Annotated in this window: 15 protein-coding genes; 13 read left to right on the top strand and 2 right to left on the bottom strand. The window is 56.7% G+C overall.

The features are described from left to right. The first annotated feature begins 122 nt into the window (after positions 1–122). The 7 genes from priA (at position 123) to rraA (ending at position 8,082) form a co-directional block, all read left to right on the top strand. Entirely contained in the window at positions 123–2,318 is a 2,196-nt protein-coding gene (priA, locus tag F3J31_RS22235; protein ID WP_167215582.1) for a primosomal protein N', read from the top strand. Between the two features lie 119 nt (positions 2,319–2,437). Then, entirely contained in the window at positions 2,438–3,463 is a 1,026-nt protein-coding gene (gene cytR / locus F3J31_RS22230) for a DNA-binding transcriptional regulator CytR (RefSeq protein ID WP_021242811.1), read from the top strand. A 93-nt stretch (positions 3,464–3,556) separates the two neighbouring features. After that, positions 3,557–4,546 carry a cell division protein FtsN gene (ftsN, locus tag F3J31_RS22225; RefSeq protein WP_167215579.1) on the top strand — a complete coding sequence of 330 codons (990 nt, stop codon included), beginning with the start codon at positions 3,557–3,559 and terminating at the stop codon, positions 4,544–4,546. A 94-nt stretch (positions 4,547–4,640) separates the two neighbouring features. Continuing rightward, positions 4,641–5,171 carry an ATP-dependent protease subunit HslV gene (gene hslV, locus F3J31_RS22220; RefSeq protein WP_008501802.1) on the top strand — a complete coding sequence of 177 codons (531 nt, stop codon included), beginning with the start codon at positions 4,641–4,643 and terminating at the stop codon, positions 5,169–5,171. Between the two features lie 9 nt (positions 5,172–5,180). After that, the gene (hslU, locus tag F3J31_RS22215) at positions 5,181–6,515 is read left to right on the top strand and encodes an HslU--HslV peptidase ATPase subunit (protein ID WP_023309685.1); all 1,335 of its coding nucleotides are present in this window, start codon (positions 5,181–5,183) and stop codon (positions 6,513–6,515) included. Between the two features lie 68 nt (positions 6,516–6,583). Then, a complete protein-coding gene (gene menA / locus F3J31_RS22210; RefSeq protein WP_008501804.1) occupies positions 6,584–7,504 on the top strand; it encodes a 1,4-dihydroxy-2-naphthoate polyprenyltransferase in 921 nt (306 codons plus the stop codon). 92 nt (positions 7,505–7,596) lie between these two features. Beyond that, on the top strand, positions 7,597–8,082 hold the full coding sequence (rraA, locus tag F3J31_RS22205) for a ribonuclease E activity regulator RraA (RefSeq protein WP_023309687.1): 486 nt from the start codon (positions 7,597–7,599) through the stop codon (positions 8,080–8,082). Between the two features lie 247 nt (positions 8,083–8,329). Here the strand turns inward: rraA and zapB are convergent, their stop codons facing one another. Next, entirely contained in the window at positions 8,330–8,569 is a 240-nt protein-coding gene (gene zapB / locus F3J31_RS22200; RefSeq protein WP_008501806.1) for a septal ring assembly protein ZapB, read from the bottom strand. A 410-nt stretch (positions 8,570–8,979) separates the two neighbouring features. Here zapB and F3J31_RS22195 point away from each other — a divergent pair, with 410 nt between their 5' ends. The 4 genes from F3J31_RS22195 (at position 8,980) to fpr (ending at position 13,311) form a co-directional block, all read left to right on the top strand. Continuing rightward, positions 8,980–9,825: an MIP/aquaporin family protein gene (locus F3J31_RS22195; protein ID WP_014885705.1), complete on the top strand. Its 846-nt coding sequence runs from the start codon at positions 8,980–8,982 to the stop codon at positions 9,823–9,825. 21 nt (positions 9,826–9,846) lie between these two features. After that, on the top strand, positions 9,847–11,355 hold the full coding sequence (glpK, locus tag F3J31_RS22190) for a glycerol kinase GlpK (protein WP_014885706.1): 1,509 nt from the start codon (positions 9,847–9,849) through the stop codon (positions 11,353–11,355). A 102-nt stretch (positions 11,356–11,457) separates the two neighbouring features. Continuing rightward, on the top strand, positions 11,458–12,468 hold the full coding sequence (gene glpX / locus F3J31_RS22185) for a class II fructose-bisphosphatase (protein WP_167215576.1): 1,011 nt from the start codon (positions 11,458–11,460) through the stop codon (positions 12,466–12,468). 96 nt (positions 12,469–12,564) lie between these two features. Further along, positions 12,565–13,311, top strand: coding sequence for a ferredoxin--NADP(+) reductase (gene fpr / locus F3J31_RS22180; RefSeq protein WP_167215573.1), 747 nt, complete (start codon positions 12,565–12,567; stop codon positions 13,309–13,311). On the opposite strand, the gene F3J31_RS22175 is transcribed toward fpr, so the two are convergent. Continuing rightward, positions 13,312–13,731: a DUF805 domain-containing protein gene (locus tag F3J31_RS22175; protein WP_023293600.1), complete on the bottom strand. Its 420-nt coding sequence runs from the start codon at positions 13,729–13,731 to the stop codon at positions 13,312–13,314. A 112-nt stretch (positions 13,732–13,843) separates the two neighbouring features. Between F3J31_RS22175 and F3J31_RS22170 the strand changes: the two genes are divergently transcribed. Beyond that, positions 13,844–14,440: a DUF1454 family protein gene (locus tag F3J31_RS22170; RefSeq protein ID WP_045909117.1), complete on the top strand. Its 597-nt coding sequence runs from the start codon at positions 13,844–13,846 to the stop codon at positions 14,438–14,440. Positions 14,441–14,551: 111 nt separating this feature from the next. Next, a complete protein-coding gene (tpiA, locus tag F3J31_RS22165) occupies positions 14,552–15,319 on the top strand; it encodes a triose-phosphate isomerase (protein WP_003862019.1) in 768 nt (255 codons plus the stop codon). The last annotated feature ends 16 nt before the right edge of the window (positions 15,320–15,335 follow it).

The raw sequence follows: 15,335 nt of genomic DNA, 5'->3' as shown, positions 1-15,335 counted from the left end.
GGCGTAAAGTACACCAAAGGCGGCGAATCATACAGAATTTGACCAACGTATGCAAACTGATCCGCACGCCGCTTTTACTAATGTGTATACTAACGCGCCACTTTTCAAGTCAGGAAGATTCGATGCCCGTCGCTCACGTTGCCCTGCCCGTTCCGCTTCCCCGCACCTTTGACTATCTGCTGCCCGACAGTATGAACGCCAAAGCTGGCTGCCGCGTGACCGTGCCGTTTGGCAAACAGCAGCGCGTGGGGATCGTTGTCTCCGTCAGCGATAAAAGCGAACTGCCGCTTAACGAACTGAAATCGGTCGTTGAGGCGCTGGACAGCGAGCCTGTTTACTCCACCAGCACCTGGCGACTGCTGCTGTGGGCGGCAGATTATTATCATCACCCGATTGGCGACGTCCTGTTCCACGCCCTGCCAATGATGCTGCGTCAGGGCAAAAGCGCCAGCCACGCGCCGATGTGGTACTGGTTTGCCACGGAGGAAGGCCAGGCCGTCGACATCAACAGCCTGAAGCGTTCGCAGAAACAGCAGCAGGCGCTGGCGGCGCTGCGTCAGGGGAAAATCTGGCGGCATCAGGTCGACGAGCTTGAGGTCAGCGAAACGGCGCTACAGGCATTGAGAAAGAAAGGGCTGAGCGACCTGGCAAGCGAAGCGCCTGCCCTTTACGACTGGCGGGAAAATTTCTCCGTTTCAGGGGATCGCCTGCGTTTGAATACCGAGCAGGCCACCGCGGTAGGCGCGATTCATAGCGCCTCCGATCATTTCTCTGCCTGGCTGCTGGCGGGGGTCACCGGTTCCGGCAAGACCGAAGTTTACCTGAGCGTGCTGGAAAACGTGCTCGCGCAGGGCAAGCAGGCGCTGGTGATGGTGCCGGAAATTGGACTGACGCCGCAAACCATCGCCCGATTCCGCGAGCGCTTTAACGCGCCGGTTGAGGTTCTGCACTCCGGCCTGAACGACAGCGAGCGCCTCAGCGCCTGGTTGAAAGCGAAAAACGGCGAAGCGGCGATTGTGATTGGCACCCGTTCGTCGCTGTTCACGCCGTTTAAAAATCTTGGCGTAATCGTGATCGACGAAGAGCACGACAGCTCCTATAAACAGCAGGAAGGCTGGCGCTATCACGCCCGCGATCTGGCCGTCTACCGCGCGCACAGCGAGCAAATTCCTATTGTATTGGGATCCGCCACGCCTGCGCTCGAAACGCTGCACAACGTGCGCCAGCGTAAATACCACATGCTGCGCCTGACGCGCCGGGCAGGGAATGCCCGCCCGGCCATTCAGCACGTGCTGGATCTGAAAGGTCAGCAGGTTCAGGCGGGGCTAGCGCCTGCGCTGATTACCCGCATGCGCCAGCATTTGCAGGCGGGTAATCAGGTCATTCTGTTCCTCAACCGTCGCGGGTTTGCCCCCGCCCTGCTGTGCCACGACTGCGGCTGGATTGCCGAGTGCCCGCGCTGTGATCACTACTACACCTTCCATCAGGCCCAGCGGCATTTGCGCTGCCACCACTGCGACAGCCAGCGTCCGGTGCCGCGCCAGTGCCCGTCATGTGGTTCAACGCATATTGTGCCGGTCGGTCTGGGGACGGAACAGCTGGAACAGGCGCTTGGGCCCTTCTTCCCGGACGTGCCGATTTCGCGTATCGACCGGGACACCACCAGCCGCAAAGGCGCGCTGGAACAACAGCTGGCGGAAGTGCATCGCGGCGGCGCGCGCATCCTGATTGGCACCCAGATGCTGGCCAAGGGCCACCACTTCCCGGACGTGACGCTGGTCGCCCTGCTGGACGTGGACGGCGCGCTGTTCTCGGCAGATTTCCGCTCCGCCGAGCGCTTCGCCCAGCTTTACACCCAGGTAGCCGGACGCGCAGGACGCGCCGGTAAACAGGGCGAAGTAGTGCTGCAAACACACCACCCGGAGCACCCGCTGCTGCAAACCCTTCTGCACAAAGGCTATGACGCCTTTGCCGAGCAGGCGCTGGCCGAACGCCAGACCATGCAGTTGCCGCCGTGGACCAGCCACGTCATCATCCGCGCGGAAGATCATAACAACCAGCAGGCGCCACTTTTCCTGCAGCAGTTGAGAAACCTCCTGCAGGCCAGCCCGCTGGTGGATAACCAGCTGTGGATTTTGGGCCCGGTGCCTGCCCTCGCGCCAAAACGCGGCGGCCGTTTCCGCTGGCAGATCTTGCTCCAGCACCCCTCGCGTATTCGTCTTCAGCATATCGTCAGCGGCGCGCTGGTGCTGATTAACACCCTGCCAGAAGCGCGAAAAGTGAAGTGGGTCCTGGACGTCGACCCTATCGAAGGCTGAAGCTGGATCGAAAAATTTAACGCTCCTCACACTTTTTATGAAAATTCTGTAACCGATTCCATTAACTATCTGTAAAAATGGTGATGTCAGAAGTTCGGTGTTCAGGCGAGGAGAAGACGTTGAAGTCCAGGAAAGAGGTTGCGACTGCGACCATGAAAGACGTTGCCCAGAAAGCACAGGTCTCTACGGCAACAGTATCCCGCGCATTAATGAACCCGGATAAAGTCTCCCAGGCGACCCGTAACCGGGTGGAGCAGGCTGCGCTTGAAGTGGGCTATTTTCCGCAGGCGATGGGGCGTAACGTCAAACGCAACGAGTCGCGCACCATCCTGGTGATTGTGCCGGACATCTGTGACCCTTTCTTTAGCGAGATTATCCGCGGTATTGAAGTCACCGCGGCGGAACAGGGGTATCTGGTGCTGATTGGCGACTGCGCCCACCAGAACCAGCAGGAAAAAACCTTCATCGACCTCATTATCACCAAGCAGATCGACGGCATGCTGCTGCTTGGCTCTCGCCTGCCGTTTGATGCCAGCATCGAAGAGCAGCGTAATTTACCGCCGATGGTCATGGCCAACGAGTTTGCTCCAGAGCTGGAACTGCCGACGGTCCATATCGATAACCTTACCGCCGCGTTCAACGCCGTAAACTATCTCCAGGAGCTGGGGCATAAGCGTATTGGCTGCATCGCCGGGCCGGAAGAGATGCCGCTGTGTCATTACCGTTTGCAGGGCTACGTTCAGGCGCTGCGCCGGACCGGCGTCACCGTCGATCCGCACTACATTGCACGCGGTGATTTTACCTTCGCTGCGGGTGGACAGGCGCTGGAGAAACTTCTGGACCTGCCTGAGCCGCCAACCGCCGTATTTTGTCACAGCGACGTGATGGCGCTGGGCGCATTATCGTATGCCAAACGCCGCGGTCTTCGCATACCGAAAGATTTATCCATCATCGGATTCGATAATATTTCGCTTTCGGAATTTTGCGATCCGCCGCTCTCAACGGTCGCTCAGCCGCGCTACCAGATCGGCCGCGAAGCGATGCTGCTTCTGCTGGATCAGCTTCACGGTCAAACAGTTAGCAGCGGATCACGGTTGCTGGACTGCGAACTGATCGTCCGCGGCACGACCCAGGCATTGACTTAAAGTAAACGTCTTTCGGATACCCTTATCTGGTCAAAGCCCCGCCGCTTAAGTAACATGGCGGACTGACGAACGAATAAATACAGCGAAACGATAGTGGCACAACGAGATTATGTACGTCGCGGCCAGCCGGCACCTTCGCGACGCAAAAAGAGTAGCTCAAGAAAAAAGCAACGTAACCTGCCTGCTGTCTCGCCAGCAATGGTCGCTATTGCTGCGGCTGTAGTCGTCGCCTTTATTGGTGGCCTGTACTTTATCACGCACCATAAAAAAGAAGAGTCCGAGGCGCTTCAGGCCAGTAAAGTCGCCGGAAATGGCCTCCCTCCGAAGCCTGAAGAGCGCTGGCGCTATATCAAAGAGCTGGAGAGCCGTCAGCCTGGGGTGCGTGCGCCAACCGAACCTTCTGCGGGTGGTGAAGTGCAGAATGCGAATCAGCTGACGGATGAACAGCGTCAGCTGCTAGCACAAATGCAGGCCGATATGCGCCAGCAGCCTACGCAGCTGAACGAAGTGCCGTGGAATGAGCAGACGCCGGAACAGCGTCAGCAAACGCTGCAGCGTCGCCAGGCACAACAGCAGATTCAGCAGCAACAGCAGTGGGCGCAAACTCAGCCGGTACAGCAGCCTAAGGCACAGCCGCGGGTCACGGAACAGCCGTATCAGCAGCCGACGCGTACGGTGCAGTCTCAGCCTGCCCAGCAGCAGCCTAAAACGCAGCCGCAGAAGCAGGCGGCTCAGCCGTATCAGGATCTGCTCCAGACGCCAGCGCATACCACCGCCCAGCAGCCGAAAACGCAGCAGGCCGCGCCGGTAACGAAAGAGACCGAAGCGCCGAAGCAGACGGCGGAGAAAAAAGACGAACGTCGCTGGATGGTACAGTGCGGTTCGTTCAAAGGTGCGGAGCAGGCGGAAACGGTGCGCGCGCAGCTGGCCTTTGAAGGGTTTGATTCGCGTATTACCACCAATAACGGCTGGAATCGCGTGGTGATTGGTCCGGTCAAAGGCAAAGAAAATGCCGATGGCACCCTTTCTCGTTTGAAAATCGCCGGTCACACAAACTGCATTCGACTCGCCTCCGGGGGTTGAAACCCCCAAATTCCCCCCCATCTATCATTTAATTCAGCCCTGAGCACAGGCTCAGGGCTTCTGTTTCCCGATTCTGTAACCAGGGGGTCTGCTCGTGACAACAATAGTAAGTGTACGCCGTAACGGCCATGTGGTAATCGCCGGTGATGGCCAGGCCACGCTGGGTAATACCGTCATGAAAGGCAACGTGAAGAAAGTGCGTCGTCTCTACAACGACAAAGTGATCGCCGGCTTTGCAGGCGGCACGGCGGATGCTTTCACGCTGTTTGAACTGTTTGAACGTAAACTGGAAATGCACCAGGGTCATCTGGTGAAAGCCGCCGTTGAGCTGGCGAAAGACTGGCGTACCGACCGCATGCTGCGCAAGCTCGAAGCGCTGCTGGCGGTCGCCGATGAGACCGCATCGCTTATCATCACCGGTAACGGTGACGTGATTCAGCCGGAAAATGACCTGATTGCCATCGGCTCTGGCGGCCCTTATGCCCAGGCTGCTGCCCGCGCGCTGTTGGAAAATACCGACATGAACGCGCGTGATATCGCGGTGAAGGCGTTGGATATTGCAGGTGATATCTGCATCTATACCAACCACAACCACACCATCGAAGAATTGACCTCCAAAGCGTAAGGATCTCCCATGTCTGAAATGACCCCACGCGAAATTGTCAGCGAACTGAACAAACACATTATCGGCCAGGATAACGCCAAGCGCTCCGTGGCTATCGCCCTGCGTAACCGCTGGCGTCGTATGCAGCTTGACGAAGAACTGCGCCACGAAGTTACGCCGAAAAACATTCTGATGATCGGCCCGACCGGCGTCGGTAAAACCGAAATCGCCCGTCGTCTGGCGAAGCTGGCTAACGCGCCGTTCATCAAAGTTGAAGCCACCAAGTTCACCGAAGTGGGCTATGTGGGTAAAGAAGTGGACTCCATCATCCGCGATCTGACCGACTCGGCGATCAAAATGGTGCGCGTCCAGGCGATTGAGAAAAACCGCTATCGCGCGGAAGAGATGGCCGAAGAGCGCATTCTCGACGTGCTGATCCCGCCAGCAAAAAACAACTGGGGTCAGGCTGAACAGCAGGCGGAACCGTCTGCTGCACGTCAGGCGTTCCGCAAAAAACTGCGTGAAGGCCAGCTGGATGACAAAGAGATTGAGATCGATCTCGCTGCCGCGCCAATGGGTGTGGAAATCATGGCGCCTCCGGGCATGGAAGAGATGACCAGCCAGCTGCAGTCCATGTTCCAGAACCTGGGCGGTCAGAAGCAAAAAGCGCGTAAGCTGAAAATCAAAGACGCGATGAAGCTGCTGATTGAAGAAGAAGCGGCGAAGCTGGTGAACCCGGAAGAGCTGAAGCAGGACGCTATCGACGCGGTTGAGCAGCACGGTATCGTGTTTATCGACGAAATCGACAAAATTTGTAAGCGCGGCGGCAACAGCTCCGGCCCGGACGTGTCCCGCGAAGGCGTTCAGCGCGACCTGCTGCCGCTGGTTGAAGGCTGCACCGTCTCCACCAAGCACGGCATGGTGAAAACGGACCACATCCTGTTTATCGCATCAGGTGCCTTCCAGGTTGCCAGCCCGTCGGATCTGATCCCGGAACTGCAGGGCCGTCTGCCTATCCGCGTTGAGCTGCAGGCGCTGACCACCGAAGATTTCGAACGTATCCTGACCGAGCCAAACGCCTCTGCCACCGTACAGTACAAAGCGCTGATGGCGACCGAAGGCGTGAACCTCGAGTTCACCGAAGACGGCATCAAACGTATTGCCCAGGCTGCATGGCAGGTGAACGAAACCACCGAAAACATCGGTGCGCGTCGTCTGCATACCGTGCTGGAACGCCTGGTGGAAGATATCTCTTACGACGCGAGCGACCTGAACGGTCAAACCGTTACCATTGACGCAGAATATGTGAGTAAACATCTGGATGCGTTAGTGGCAGATGAAGATCTGAGCCGTTTTATCCTATAATCGCGGTTACTGGATTCTCATCACGTTTAATGGGGGCTAATGCCCCCATTTTTATTGGCTAAATACTTATGACTGACATCAGCCGTACGCAGGCGTGGCTCGAAAGTCTGCGCCCTAAAACACTCCCTCTGGCCTTCGCCGCGATTATCGTCGGCACGGCGCTTGCCTGGTGGCAGGGTTATTTCGATCCGCTGGTCGCCGCGCTGGCATTGATTACCGCCGGCCTGCTGCAAATTCTCTCCAACCTCGCCAACGACTACGGCGACGCGGTGAAAGGCAGCGACAAACCTGACCGTATCGGGCCGCTGCGGGGAATGCAAAAAGGGGTGATTACCCAGGCGCAGATGAAGCGCGCGTTGATTATCACCGTGGTGCTGATCTGTTTATCGGGTCTGGCGCTGGTGACGGTGGCGTCTAAGACTCCCAGCGATTTCATTGGTTTTCTGGTGCTGGGCTTATTGGCCATTATCGCGGCCATCACCTATACCGTCGGCACGCGACCTTACGGTTATATTGGGCTCGGTGATATCTCGGTACTGGTGTTCTTCGGCTGGCTGAGCGTCATGGGAAGCTGGTACTTACAGGCGCATACGGTGATTCCTGCCCTGTTCCTGCCTGCGACCGCCTGCGGCCTGCTGGCGACAGCGGTGCTCAACATCAACAACCTGCGCGACATCGACAGCGATCGCGAGAACGGTAAAAACACCCTGGCGGTCCGTCTGGGGCCAGTGAATGCGCGTCGCTACCATGCCTGCCTGCTGATGGGGGCCCTGGTCTGCCTGGCGTTGTTTAACCTGATTTCCCTGCACAGTCTGTGGGGCTGGCTGTTTGTGCTTGCCGCGCCGCTGCTGATTAAGCAGGCCCGTTTTGTGATGCGTGAACGTAGCCCGGCCGCCATGCCACCGATGCTGGAGCGAACCGTAAAAGGCGCGCTGCTGACTAACCTGTTGTTCGTCATCGGGATTGTCTTAAGCCAGACGCTCAGTTAGCTGACAAATATCAATTAACAATTGATGATTTTGCCAACAACGCATTTCGCACGATATACTGAACACATTCGCAGCAACTGAGCGTTAAACCTATGAAATACGATACCTCCGAGCTTTGTGACATCTACCAGGAAGATGTCAACGTCGTTGAACCGCTGTTCTCCAACTTTGGTGGGCGGTCGTCGTTTGGCGGACAGATCGTCACGGTGAAATGTTTCGAGGATAACGGGTTGTTGTACGATCTGCTCGAACAGAACGGCCGCGGCCGCGTACTGGTGGTCGATGGCGGCGGTTCCGTGCGGCGCGCATTGATTGATGCTGAGCTGGCCGGTATTGCCGTGCAGAACGAGTGGGAAGGCCTTGTGGTGTACGGTTCCGTGCGTCAGGTGGACGATCTGGAAGACCTCGATATCGGGATTCAGGCCATCGCGGCCATACCGGTAGGGGCGGCGGGTGACGGTATCGGCGAAAGCGACGTGCGCGTTAACTTCGGCGGCGTGACCTTCTTCTCCGGCGACCATCTCTACGCCGATAATACCGGCATTATCCTTTCCGAAGATCCGCTGGATATCGAGTAATAAAACCGTAAGCGTGTACCATAAAAAAACCGCCAACAGCAATGTGGCGGTTTTTTTGTCCCTCGGGATTCGCGGTCCGTTGGGAAGTCTTACAGACTAACACCAAGGAACTTCATCATACTCTCGTCTAAACCTTGGGCAACTCTTCAGAACCTTTATAAAAGCCTAATTGTGTTAGCGATAAATATAAAAAAAGCCGGGTAGCGGCATCGCCTTACCCGGCCTGTTCAGTTCATCCCAATGGGAATCAGACTTCTTCCATACGTCCCAGCAGCGCCTGCAGGCGATCCTGCCAGCCGTTCTGCTGTTCGCGCAGCTGGTTGTTTTCGCGCTCCAGTTCTTCGCGGCTGTGCTGCGCGTTCTGTACTTCCTGCGCCAGGCTGTTGTTCTTCTCTTTCAGCTCTTCAATTTCCATCTGCAGCAGGGTGATGGTGTCAATCGCCTGCTGTACTTTCGATTCCAGTTTCTCAAACACTTCTAAAGACATGATGCTACCTCTCCTGAATTGCAAGGCGACGCTTTAACATAAACGCGCACGACATATACCGTCGATTGTATGGAGCGCGGCGCTCTGTGTCCAGCGACACACCGCGCAGATCGCGGTTTGCAACACTTTTAGGTCTGGTCCTGGTGCGTTCGCGTCATATCCCCCTAAATTGTTAACTCATTCGTTAATGAAATGATTCAGCTCTCATTCCTGTACCGATCCTGTACTGCTGTAAAAATGTGCTTTATGGCGCGAAAACGCTCATTTTATTGACACAGACCACACATTTTGATTTCGATATTTCTCGTTTTTGCTCGTTAACGATAAATTAACACTATGTCTACAGGGCATCGTGGCTGTCACGGGCGGCCATGCTAACAATAAACATCAATTTCTTCAGGATTCCGATTATGAGTCAGACATCAACCTTAAAAGGCCAGTGCATTGCCGAGTTCCTTGGTACCGGGTTGTTGATATTCTTCGGAGTGGGCTGTGTCGCTGCACTGAAAGTGGCGGGTGCCAGTTTTGGTCAGTGGGAAATCAGTATCATCTGGGGTCTGGGCGTGGCGATGGCCATCTACCTGACTGCAGGGGTTTCTGGTGCACATCTTAACCCGGCGGTGACTATCGCACTGTGGCTGTTCGCGTGCTTCGACGGACGCAAAGTTGTTCCTTTCATTCTTTCTCAGTTTGCCGGCGCGTTTTGCGCAGCGGCGTTAGTTTACGGGCTTTATTACAATCTTTTCATCGACTTCGAACAGACGCATCATATGGTGCGCGGCAGTGTCGAAAGTCTGGATCTGGCAGGCATCTTCTCAACCTATCCAAACCCGCATATCAATTTTGTGCAGGCGTTCGCAGTTGAAATGGTGATTACCGCTATTCTGATGGGCGTTATCCTGGCGCTGACCGACGACGGAAACGGCATTCCGCGCGGCCCGCTGGCCCCTCTGCTGATTGGCCTTCTGATTGCGGTGATTGGCGCTTCCATGGGCCCGCTGACCGGCTTCGCGATGAACCCGGCACGTGATATCGGACCTAAAGCGTTCGCCTTTATCGCAGGCTGGGGCGACGTCGCCTTCACCGGCGGCAAAGACATTCCTTACTTCCTGGTACCGCTGTTTGCGCCAGTTGTCGGGGCTGCGCTGGGTGCGTTCAGCTACCGCAAATTAATTGGTCGCCATTTACCGTGCGACACCTGTGTGGAAGAGGAGAAGGAAACGACTTCTACCGCACAACAAAAAGCTTCGCTGTAATCTGACTACGGGACACATACCATGACCGAAAAAAAATATATCGTTGCGCTCGACCAGGGCACTACCAGCTCCCGCGCTGTCGTAATGGATCATGACGCGAACATCGTCAGCGTGTCACAGCGCGAATTTGAGCAAATTTACCCTCGTCCAGGCTGGGTAGAACACGACCCAATGGAGATCTGGGCGTCACAAAGCTCCACGCTGGTCGAAGTGCTGGCGAAAGCCGATATCAGTTCCGACGAGATTGCCGCGATTGGTATCACTAACCAGCGTGAAACAACGATTGTCTGGGAACGTGAAACCGGTAAGCCTATTTACAACGCCATCGTCTGGCAGTGCCGCCGTACCTCTGAGATTTGCGAACAGCTGAAGCGCGACGGCATGGAAGAGTACGTGCGCAGCGCCACCGGCCTGGTGGTTGACCCGTATTTCTCCGGCACCAAAGTGAAATGGATCCTCGACCATGTGGAAGGTTCACGTGAGCGTGCAAAGCGCGGCGAGCTGCTGTTCGGTACCGTTGATACCTGGCTTATCTGGAAGATGACCCAGGGACGCGTTCACGTCACCGACTACACCAACGCCTCGCGTACCATGCTGTTCAACATCAACACCCTGGAGTGGGATGACAAGATGCTGGACGCGCTGGATATCCCACGCGCGATGCTGCCTGAAGTGCGTAAGTCTTCTGAGGTATATGGCCAGACCAACATCGGCGGTAAAGGCGGCACCCGTATTCCTATCGCCGGTATCGCCGGTGACCAGCAGGCGGCGCTGTTCGGCCAGCTGTGCGTCAAGGAAGGGATGGCGAAGAACACCTACGGCACCGGCTGCTTTATGCTGATGAACACCGGCGAGAAAGCGGTGAAATCAGAAAACGGTCTGCTGACCACCATCGCCTGCGGCCCGCGCGGTGAAGTGAACTATGCCCTGGAAGGTGCGGTGTTCATGGCCGGCGCGTCTATCCAGTGGCTGCGTGACGAGATGAAGCTGATCAGCGATGCGTTCGACTCCGAGTACTTCGCGACCAAAGTGAAAGACACCAACGGCGTGTACGTGGTGCCTGCGTTCACCGGTCTGGGCGCACCTTACTGGGACCCGTATGCACGCGGCGCGATTTTCGGTCTGACGCGTGGCGTGAATTCTAACCACATTATTCGCGCCACCCTGGAATCCATCGCCTACCAGACGCGCGACGTGCTGGAAGCGATGCAGGCGGACTCTGGCATTCGTCTGCACGCCCTGCGCGTGGACGGCGGTGCGGTCGCGAATAACTTCCTGATGCAGTTCCAGTCCGACATTCTGGGCACCCGCGTTGAGCGTCCTGAAGTGCGTGAAGTAACGGCGCTGGGCGCGGCGTACCTTGCCGGTCTGGCGGTAGGCTTCTGGCAGAACCTGGACGAGCTGCAGGAAAAAGCGGTGATCGAACGCGAATTCCGCCCGGGCATCGAAACCACCGAGCGTAACTTCCGCTACAGCGGCTGGAAGAAAGCGGTCAAACGCGCCCTGGCGTGGGAAGAGCACGACGAGTAAGACAAACTTATCCCTCTCCCCTTTGGGGAGAGGGGACTTAAAACCCCCCTCCCCACTCTGTGATAAACTTCGTGCAATTCCTTTTGATTGCACGAGTACCTCATGAAACGTGAACTTGCTATCGAGTTTTCCCGCGTCACCGAAGCGGCCGCCCTTGCAGGCTATAAATGGCTGGGTCGTGGTGACAAAAATACCGCCGACGGCGCAGCCGTCCATGCCATGCGCATTGTGCTTAACCAGGTCAACATCGACGGCACTATCGTGATCGGCGAAGGCGAGATCGACGAAGCGCCAATGCTCTATATCGGTGAAAAAGTCGGTACCGGCAAAGGTGATGCTGTGGATATCGCCGTCGACCCGATCGAAGGTACGCGCATGACGGCAATGGGTCAGGCCAACGCCCTGGCGGTGCTGGCCGTAGGCGATAAGGGCTGCTTCCTTAACGCGCCGGATATGTACATGGAAAAGCTGATTGTCGGTCCTGGCGCAAAAGGCGCAATCGACCTCAGCCTGCCGCTGGAAGAGAACCTGCGTAACGTCGCCAGCGCGCTGAACAAACCGCTGAGCGAACTCACCGTCACCATTCTGGCCAAACCGCGCCACGACGCCGCCATCGCGCAGATGCAAAAGCTCGGCGTGCGCGTGTTTGCCATTCCGGATGGTGACGTTGCCGCCTCGATCCTGACCTGCATGCCGGACAGCGAAGTGGACGTGCTGTACGGCATCGGCGGCGCACCGGAAGGCGTAGTCTCTGCGGCAGTGATCCGCGCGCTGGACGGCGATATGCAGGCTCGTCTGCTGCCCCGCCACGAGGTGAAAGGCGACAGCGAAGAGAACCGCCGTATCGGGGAAAACGAGCTGGCACGCTGCGAAGCGATGGGTATCGAGGCCAACAAAGTGCTGGCGCTACATGATATGGCCCGAAGCGATAACGTGGTCTTCTCGGCGACCGGTATCACCAAAGGCGATCTACTGGACGGCATCACCCGCAAGGGCAATATGGCGACCACCGAAACGCTGCTGATCCGCGGCAAATCGCGCACCATTCGCCGCATCCAGTCTATCCACTATCTCGACCGCAAAGACCCGGACGTACAGACGCACATTCTGTAAAACCGTTTGATCGATAGAGCTTTCCGGCCCAAATGGGCTGGAAATCTCCCCGTTAAGTACGGAAGATAGAATAGAGAAACAGCACAGGAGAAGATCATGGCGGACTGGGTAACAGGTAAAGTCACAAAGGTACAGTTCTGGACCGATGCGCTATTTAGTCTCACCGTGCAGGCTCCCGTACACCCGTTTAAAGCCGGGCAATTTGCGAAGCTGGGGCTGGATGTCGACGGCGAGCGCGTGCAGCGCGCCTACTCTTACGTTAACGCGCCTGATAACCCGGATCTCGAGTTCTATCTGGTCACCGTTCCTGACGGTAAACTCAGCCCGCGCCTTGCCGCCCTTAAGCCCGGCGACGAGGTGCAGATCGTGAGTGAAGCAGCAGGCTTCTTTGTGCTCGAAGAGATCCCGGATTGTGACACGCTCTGGATGCTGGCAACCGGCACGGCCATCGGTCCTTATCTCTCTATTTTGCAGTACGGCAAAGACCTCGAGCGCTTTAAAAACATCGTGCTGGTGCACGCCGCGCGCTATGCCGCAGACCTGAGCTACCTGCCGCAGATGCAGGCGCTGGAACAACAGTACGGCGGAAAGTTAAAGATTCAGACGGTGGTCAGCCGCGAAACCGTAGCAGGAACGCTGACCGGCCGCGTGCCGGCGCTTATTGAGAGTGGTGCCCTGGAAGAGGCGGTGGGTTTGCCGCTGAACGCTGAAACCAGCCACGTCATGCTATGTGGCAACCCGCAGATGGTACGGGACACGCAGCAGCTTCTGAAGGATACCCGGCAGATGACGAAACATCTTCGCCGCCGGCCAGGCCATATGACCGCCGAACACTACTGGTGATCAGCGGTATTTCACCTCAACGGTGTCTTTACCGTATTTGTTTTCGCTCTGGGTGCCGATAAACGCACCCAGATCGACAATCATCATCACGAAGATGACCGACGGCAGCAGCCTGCCCACAACCCACGGCAGGATGGACGGCAGCATCGCCCAGTTTCCCGCCACCAGCATCCACGCCAGAATAATCAGAAATGCCCACGCGCCGGAACGACCGCGATCGTGCAGGCGTTTCACGACGACAGCCGCCGTTGGCCAGAGCAGGCAGACCAGCGCGAAGGCCGCCGTTTGCGTGCTTAGCCATGCGTTATAGGCAACGAAAAACAGAAGCAGCATGGCGACAACCCACGTCACCATCCAGATCCAGAAATCACGGCGTCCAATACGCCCTTTGAATGAAAACAGCCACTGCTGTATGGTCATGTAAGGTTCCTTATTATCATATCGCGCGCATTTTACCCTGGAGTTGTGACCTTTTGACAAGCCGACCAGATATCGTTTTAATCATGAGCACTTACGGCCAGGGGCAATGTTGATGAAAAGTTCGACACATTCTCTTTTCCTGTGTTTAGCGCTGCTCAGCGCGGGCTTTACCCTGCACGCCGCCGAAACCACAGCCCCGACTACCGCACCGTATCTGCTGGCGGGCGCACCGTCGTTCGATCAGTCCATCAGCCAGTTTCGTGAAGCCTTCAATCAGGCCAATCCCACGCTGCCGCTGGATGAGTTTCGTGCCATTGATGGCCCCCGCGACACGCCTACCCTGACCCGTGCGGCAAGCAAGATTAACGAGAATTTGTATGCCTCCACGGCGCTGGAGCGCGGGACGTTAAAAATCAAAAGCATGCAGATCACCTGGCTGCCAATACAGGGGCCAGAGCAGAAAGCCGCGAAGGCAAAAGCCCTGGAGTATATGAGCGCGGTCTTGCAGGCGTTTACCCCTGCGCTAACGAAAAAGCAAAGCCAGCAAAAGCTGCAAAAACTCCTCACCGCCGGTAAAAACAAGCGTTACTACGCCGATACCGAAGGCGCGATCCGCTATGTTGTGGCGGACAACGGCGAAAAAGGACTGACCTTCGCTGTTGAACCGATTAAGCTGGCACTATCAGACACCCTTGGCGGGGCGAATTAATGACAAAAAGCAAAGCCTTTCGAGGGAAAATCTCTATACTGATTCACAGACCATGCTGCCCGACAGGGTGGCCATATTCCTTAATTCGCTTATTGAGCGTGGAGAATTGAAATGCGACATCCTTTAGTGATGGGTAACTGGAAACTGAACGGCAGCCGCCACATGGTAAACGAACTGGTTGCGAACCTGCGTAAAGAGCTGGCTGGCGTGACGGGCTGCGCGGTTGCTATCGCTCCGCCGGATATGTATCTGGATCTGGCTAAACGTGCCGCTGACGGCAGCCACATCATTCTGGGCGCGCAGAACGTTGACGTTAACCTGTCTGGCGCGTTCACCGGTGAAACCTCCGCTGAAATGCTGAAAGATATCGGCGCGAAATACATCATCATCGGCCACTCCGAGCGTCGCACCTATCACAAAGAATCCGACGAGTTCATCGCGAAGAAATTCGCCGTGCTGAAAGAGCAGGGTCTGATCCCGGTTCTGTGCATCGGTGAAACTGAAGCAGAAAACGAAGCGGGCAAAACTGAAGAAGTGTGCGCACGTCAGATCGACGCAGTGCTGAAAACCCAGGGCGCAGCAGCGTTCGAAGGCGCGGTTATCGCTTACGAGCCAGTCTGGGCGATCGGTACCGGCAAATCAGCAACCCCTGCGCAGGCTCAGGCGGTTCACAAATTCATCCGTGACCACATTGCGAAAGCTGACGCCAAAGTGGCTGAGCAAGTGATCATCCAGTACGGCGGTTCCGTTAACGCGTCTAACGCTGCTGAGCTGTTCACCCAGCCAGACATCGATGGCGCGCTGGTTGGCGGTGCATCCCTGAAAGCGGACGCTTTCGCGGTAATCGTTAAAGCGGCAGAAGCGGCTAAACAGGCGTAATTGCCTTTGTGGCGGG

It is taken from the genome of Enterobacter sp. Acro-832, assembly GCF_011752745.1.
GTDB lineage: Bacteria > Pseudomonadota > Gammaproteobacteria > Enterobacterales > Enterobacteriaceae > Enterobacter > Enterobacter quasiroggenkampii.
Note: the sequence above shows the minus strand (reverse complement) of the source record. Positions and strands in the feature narration are given on the sequence as shown.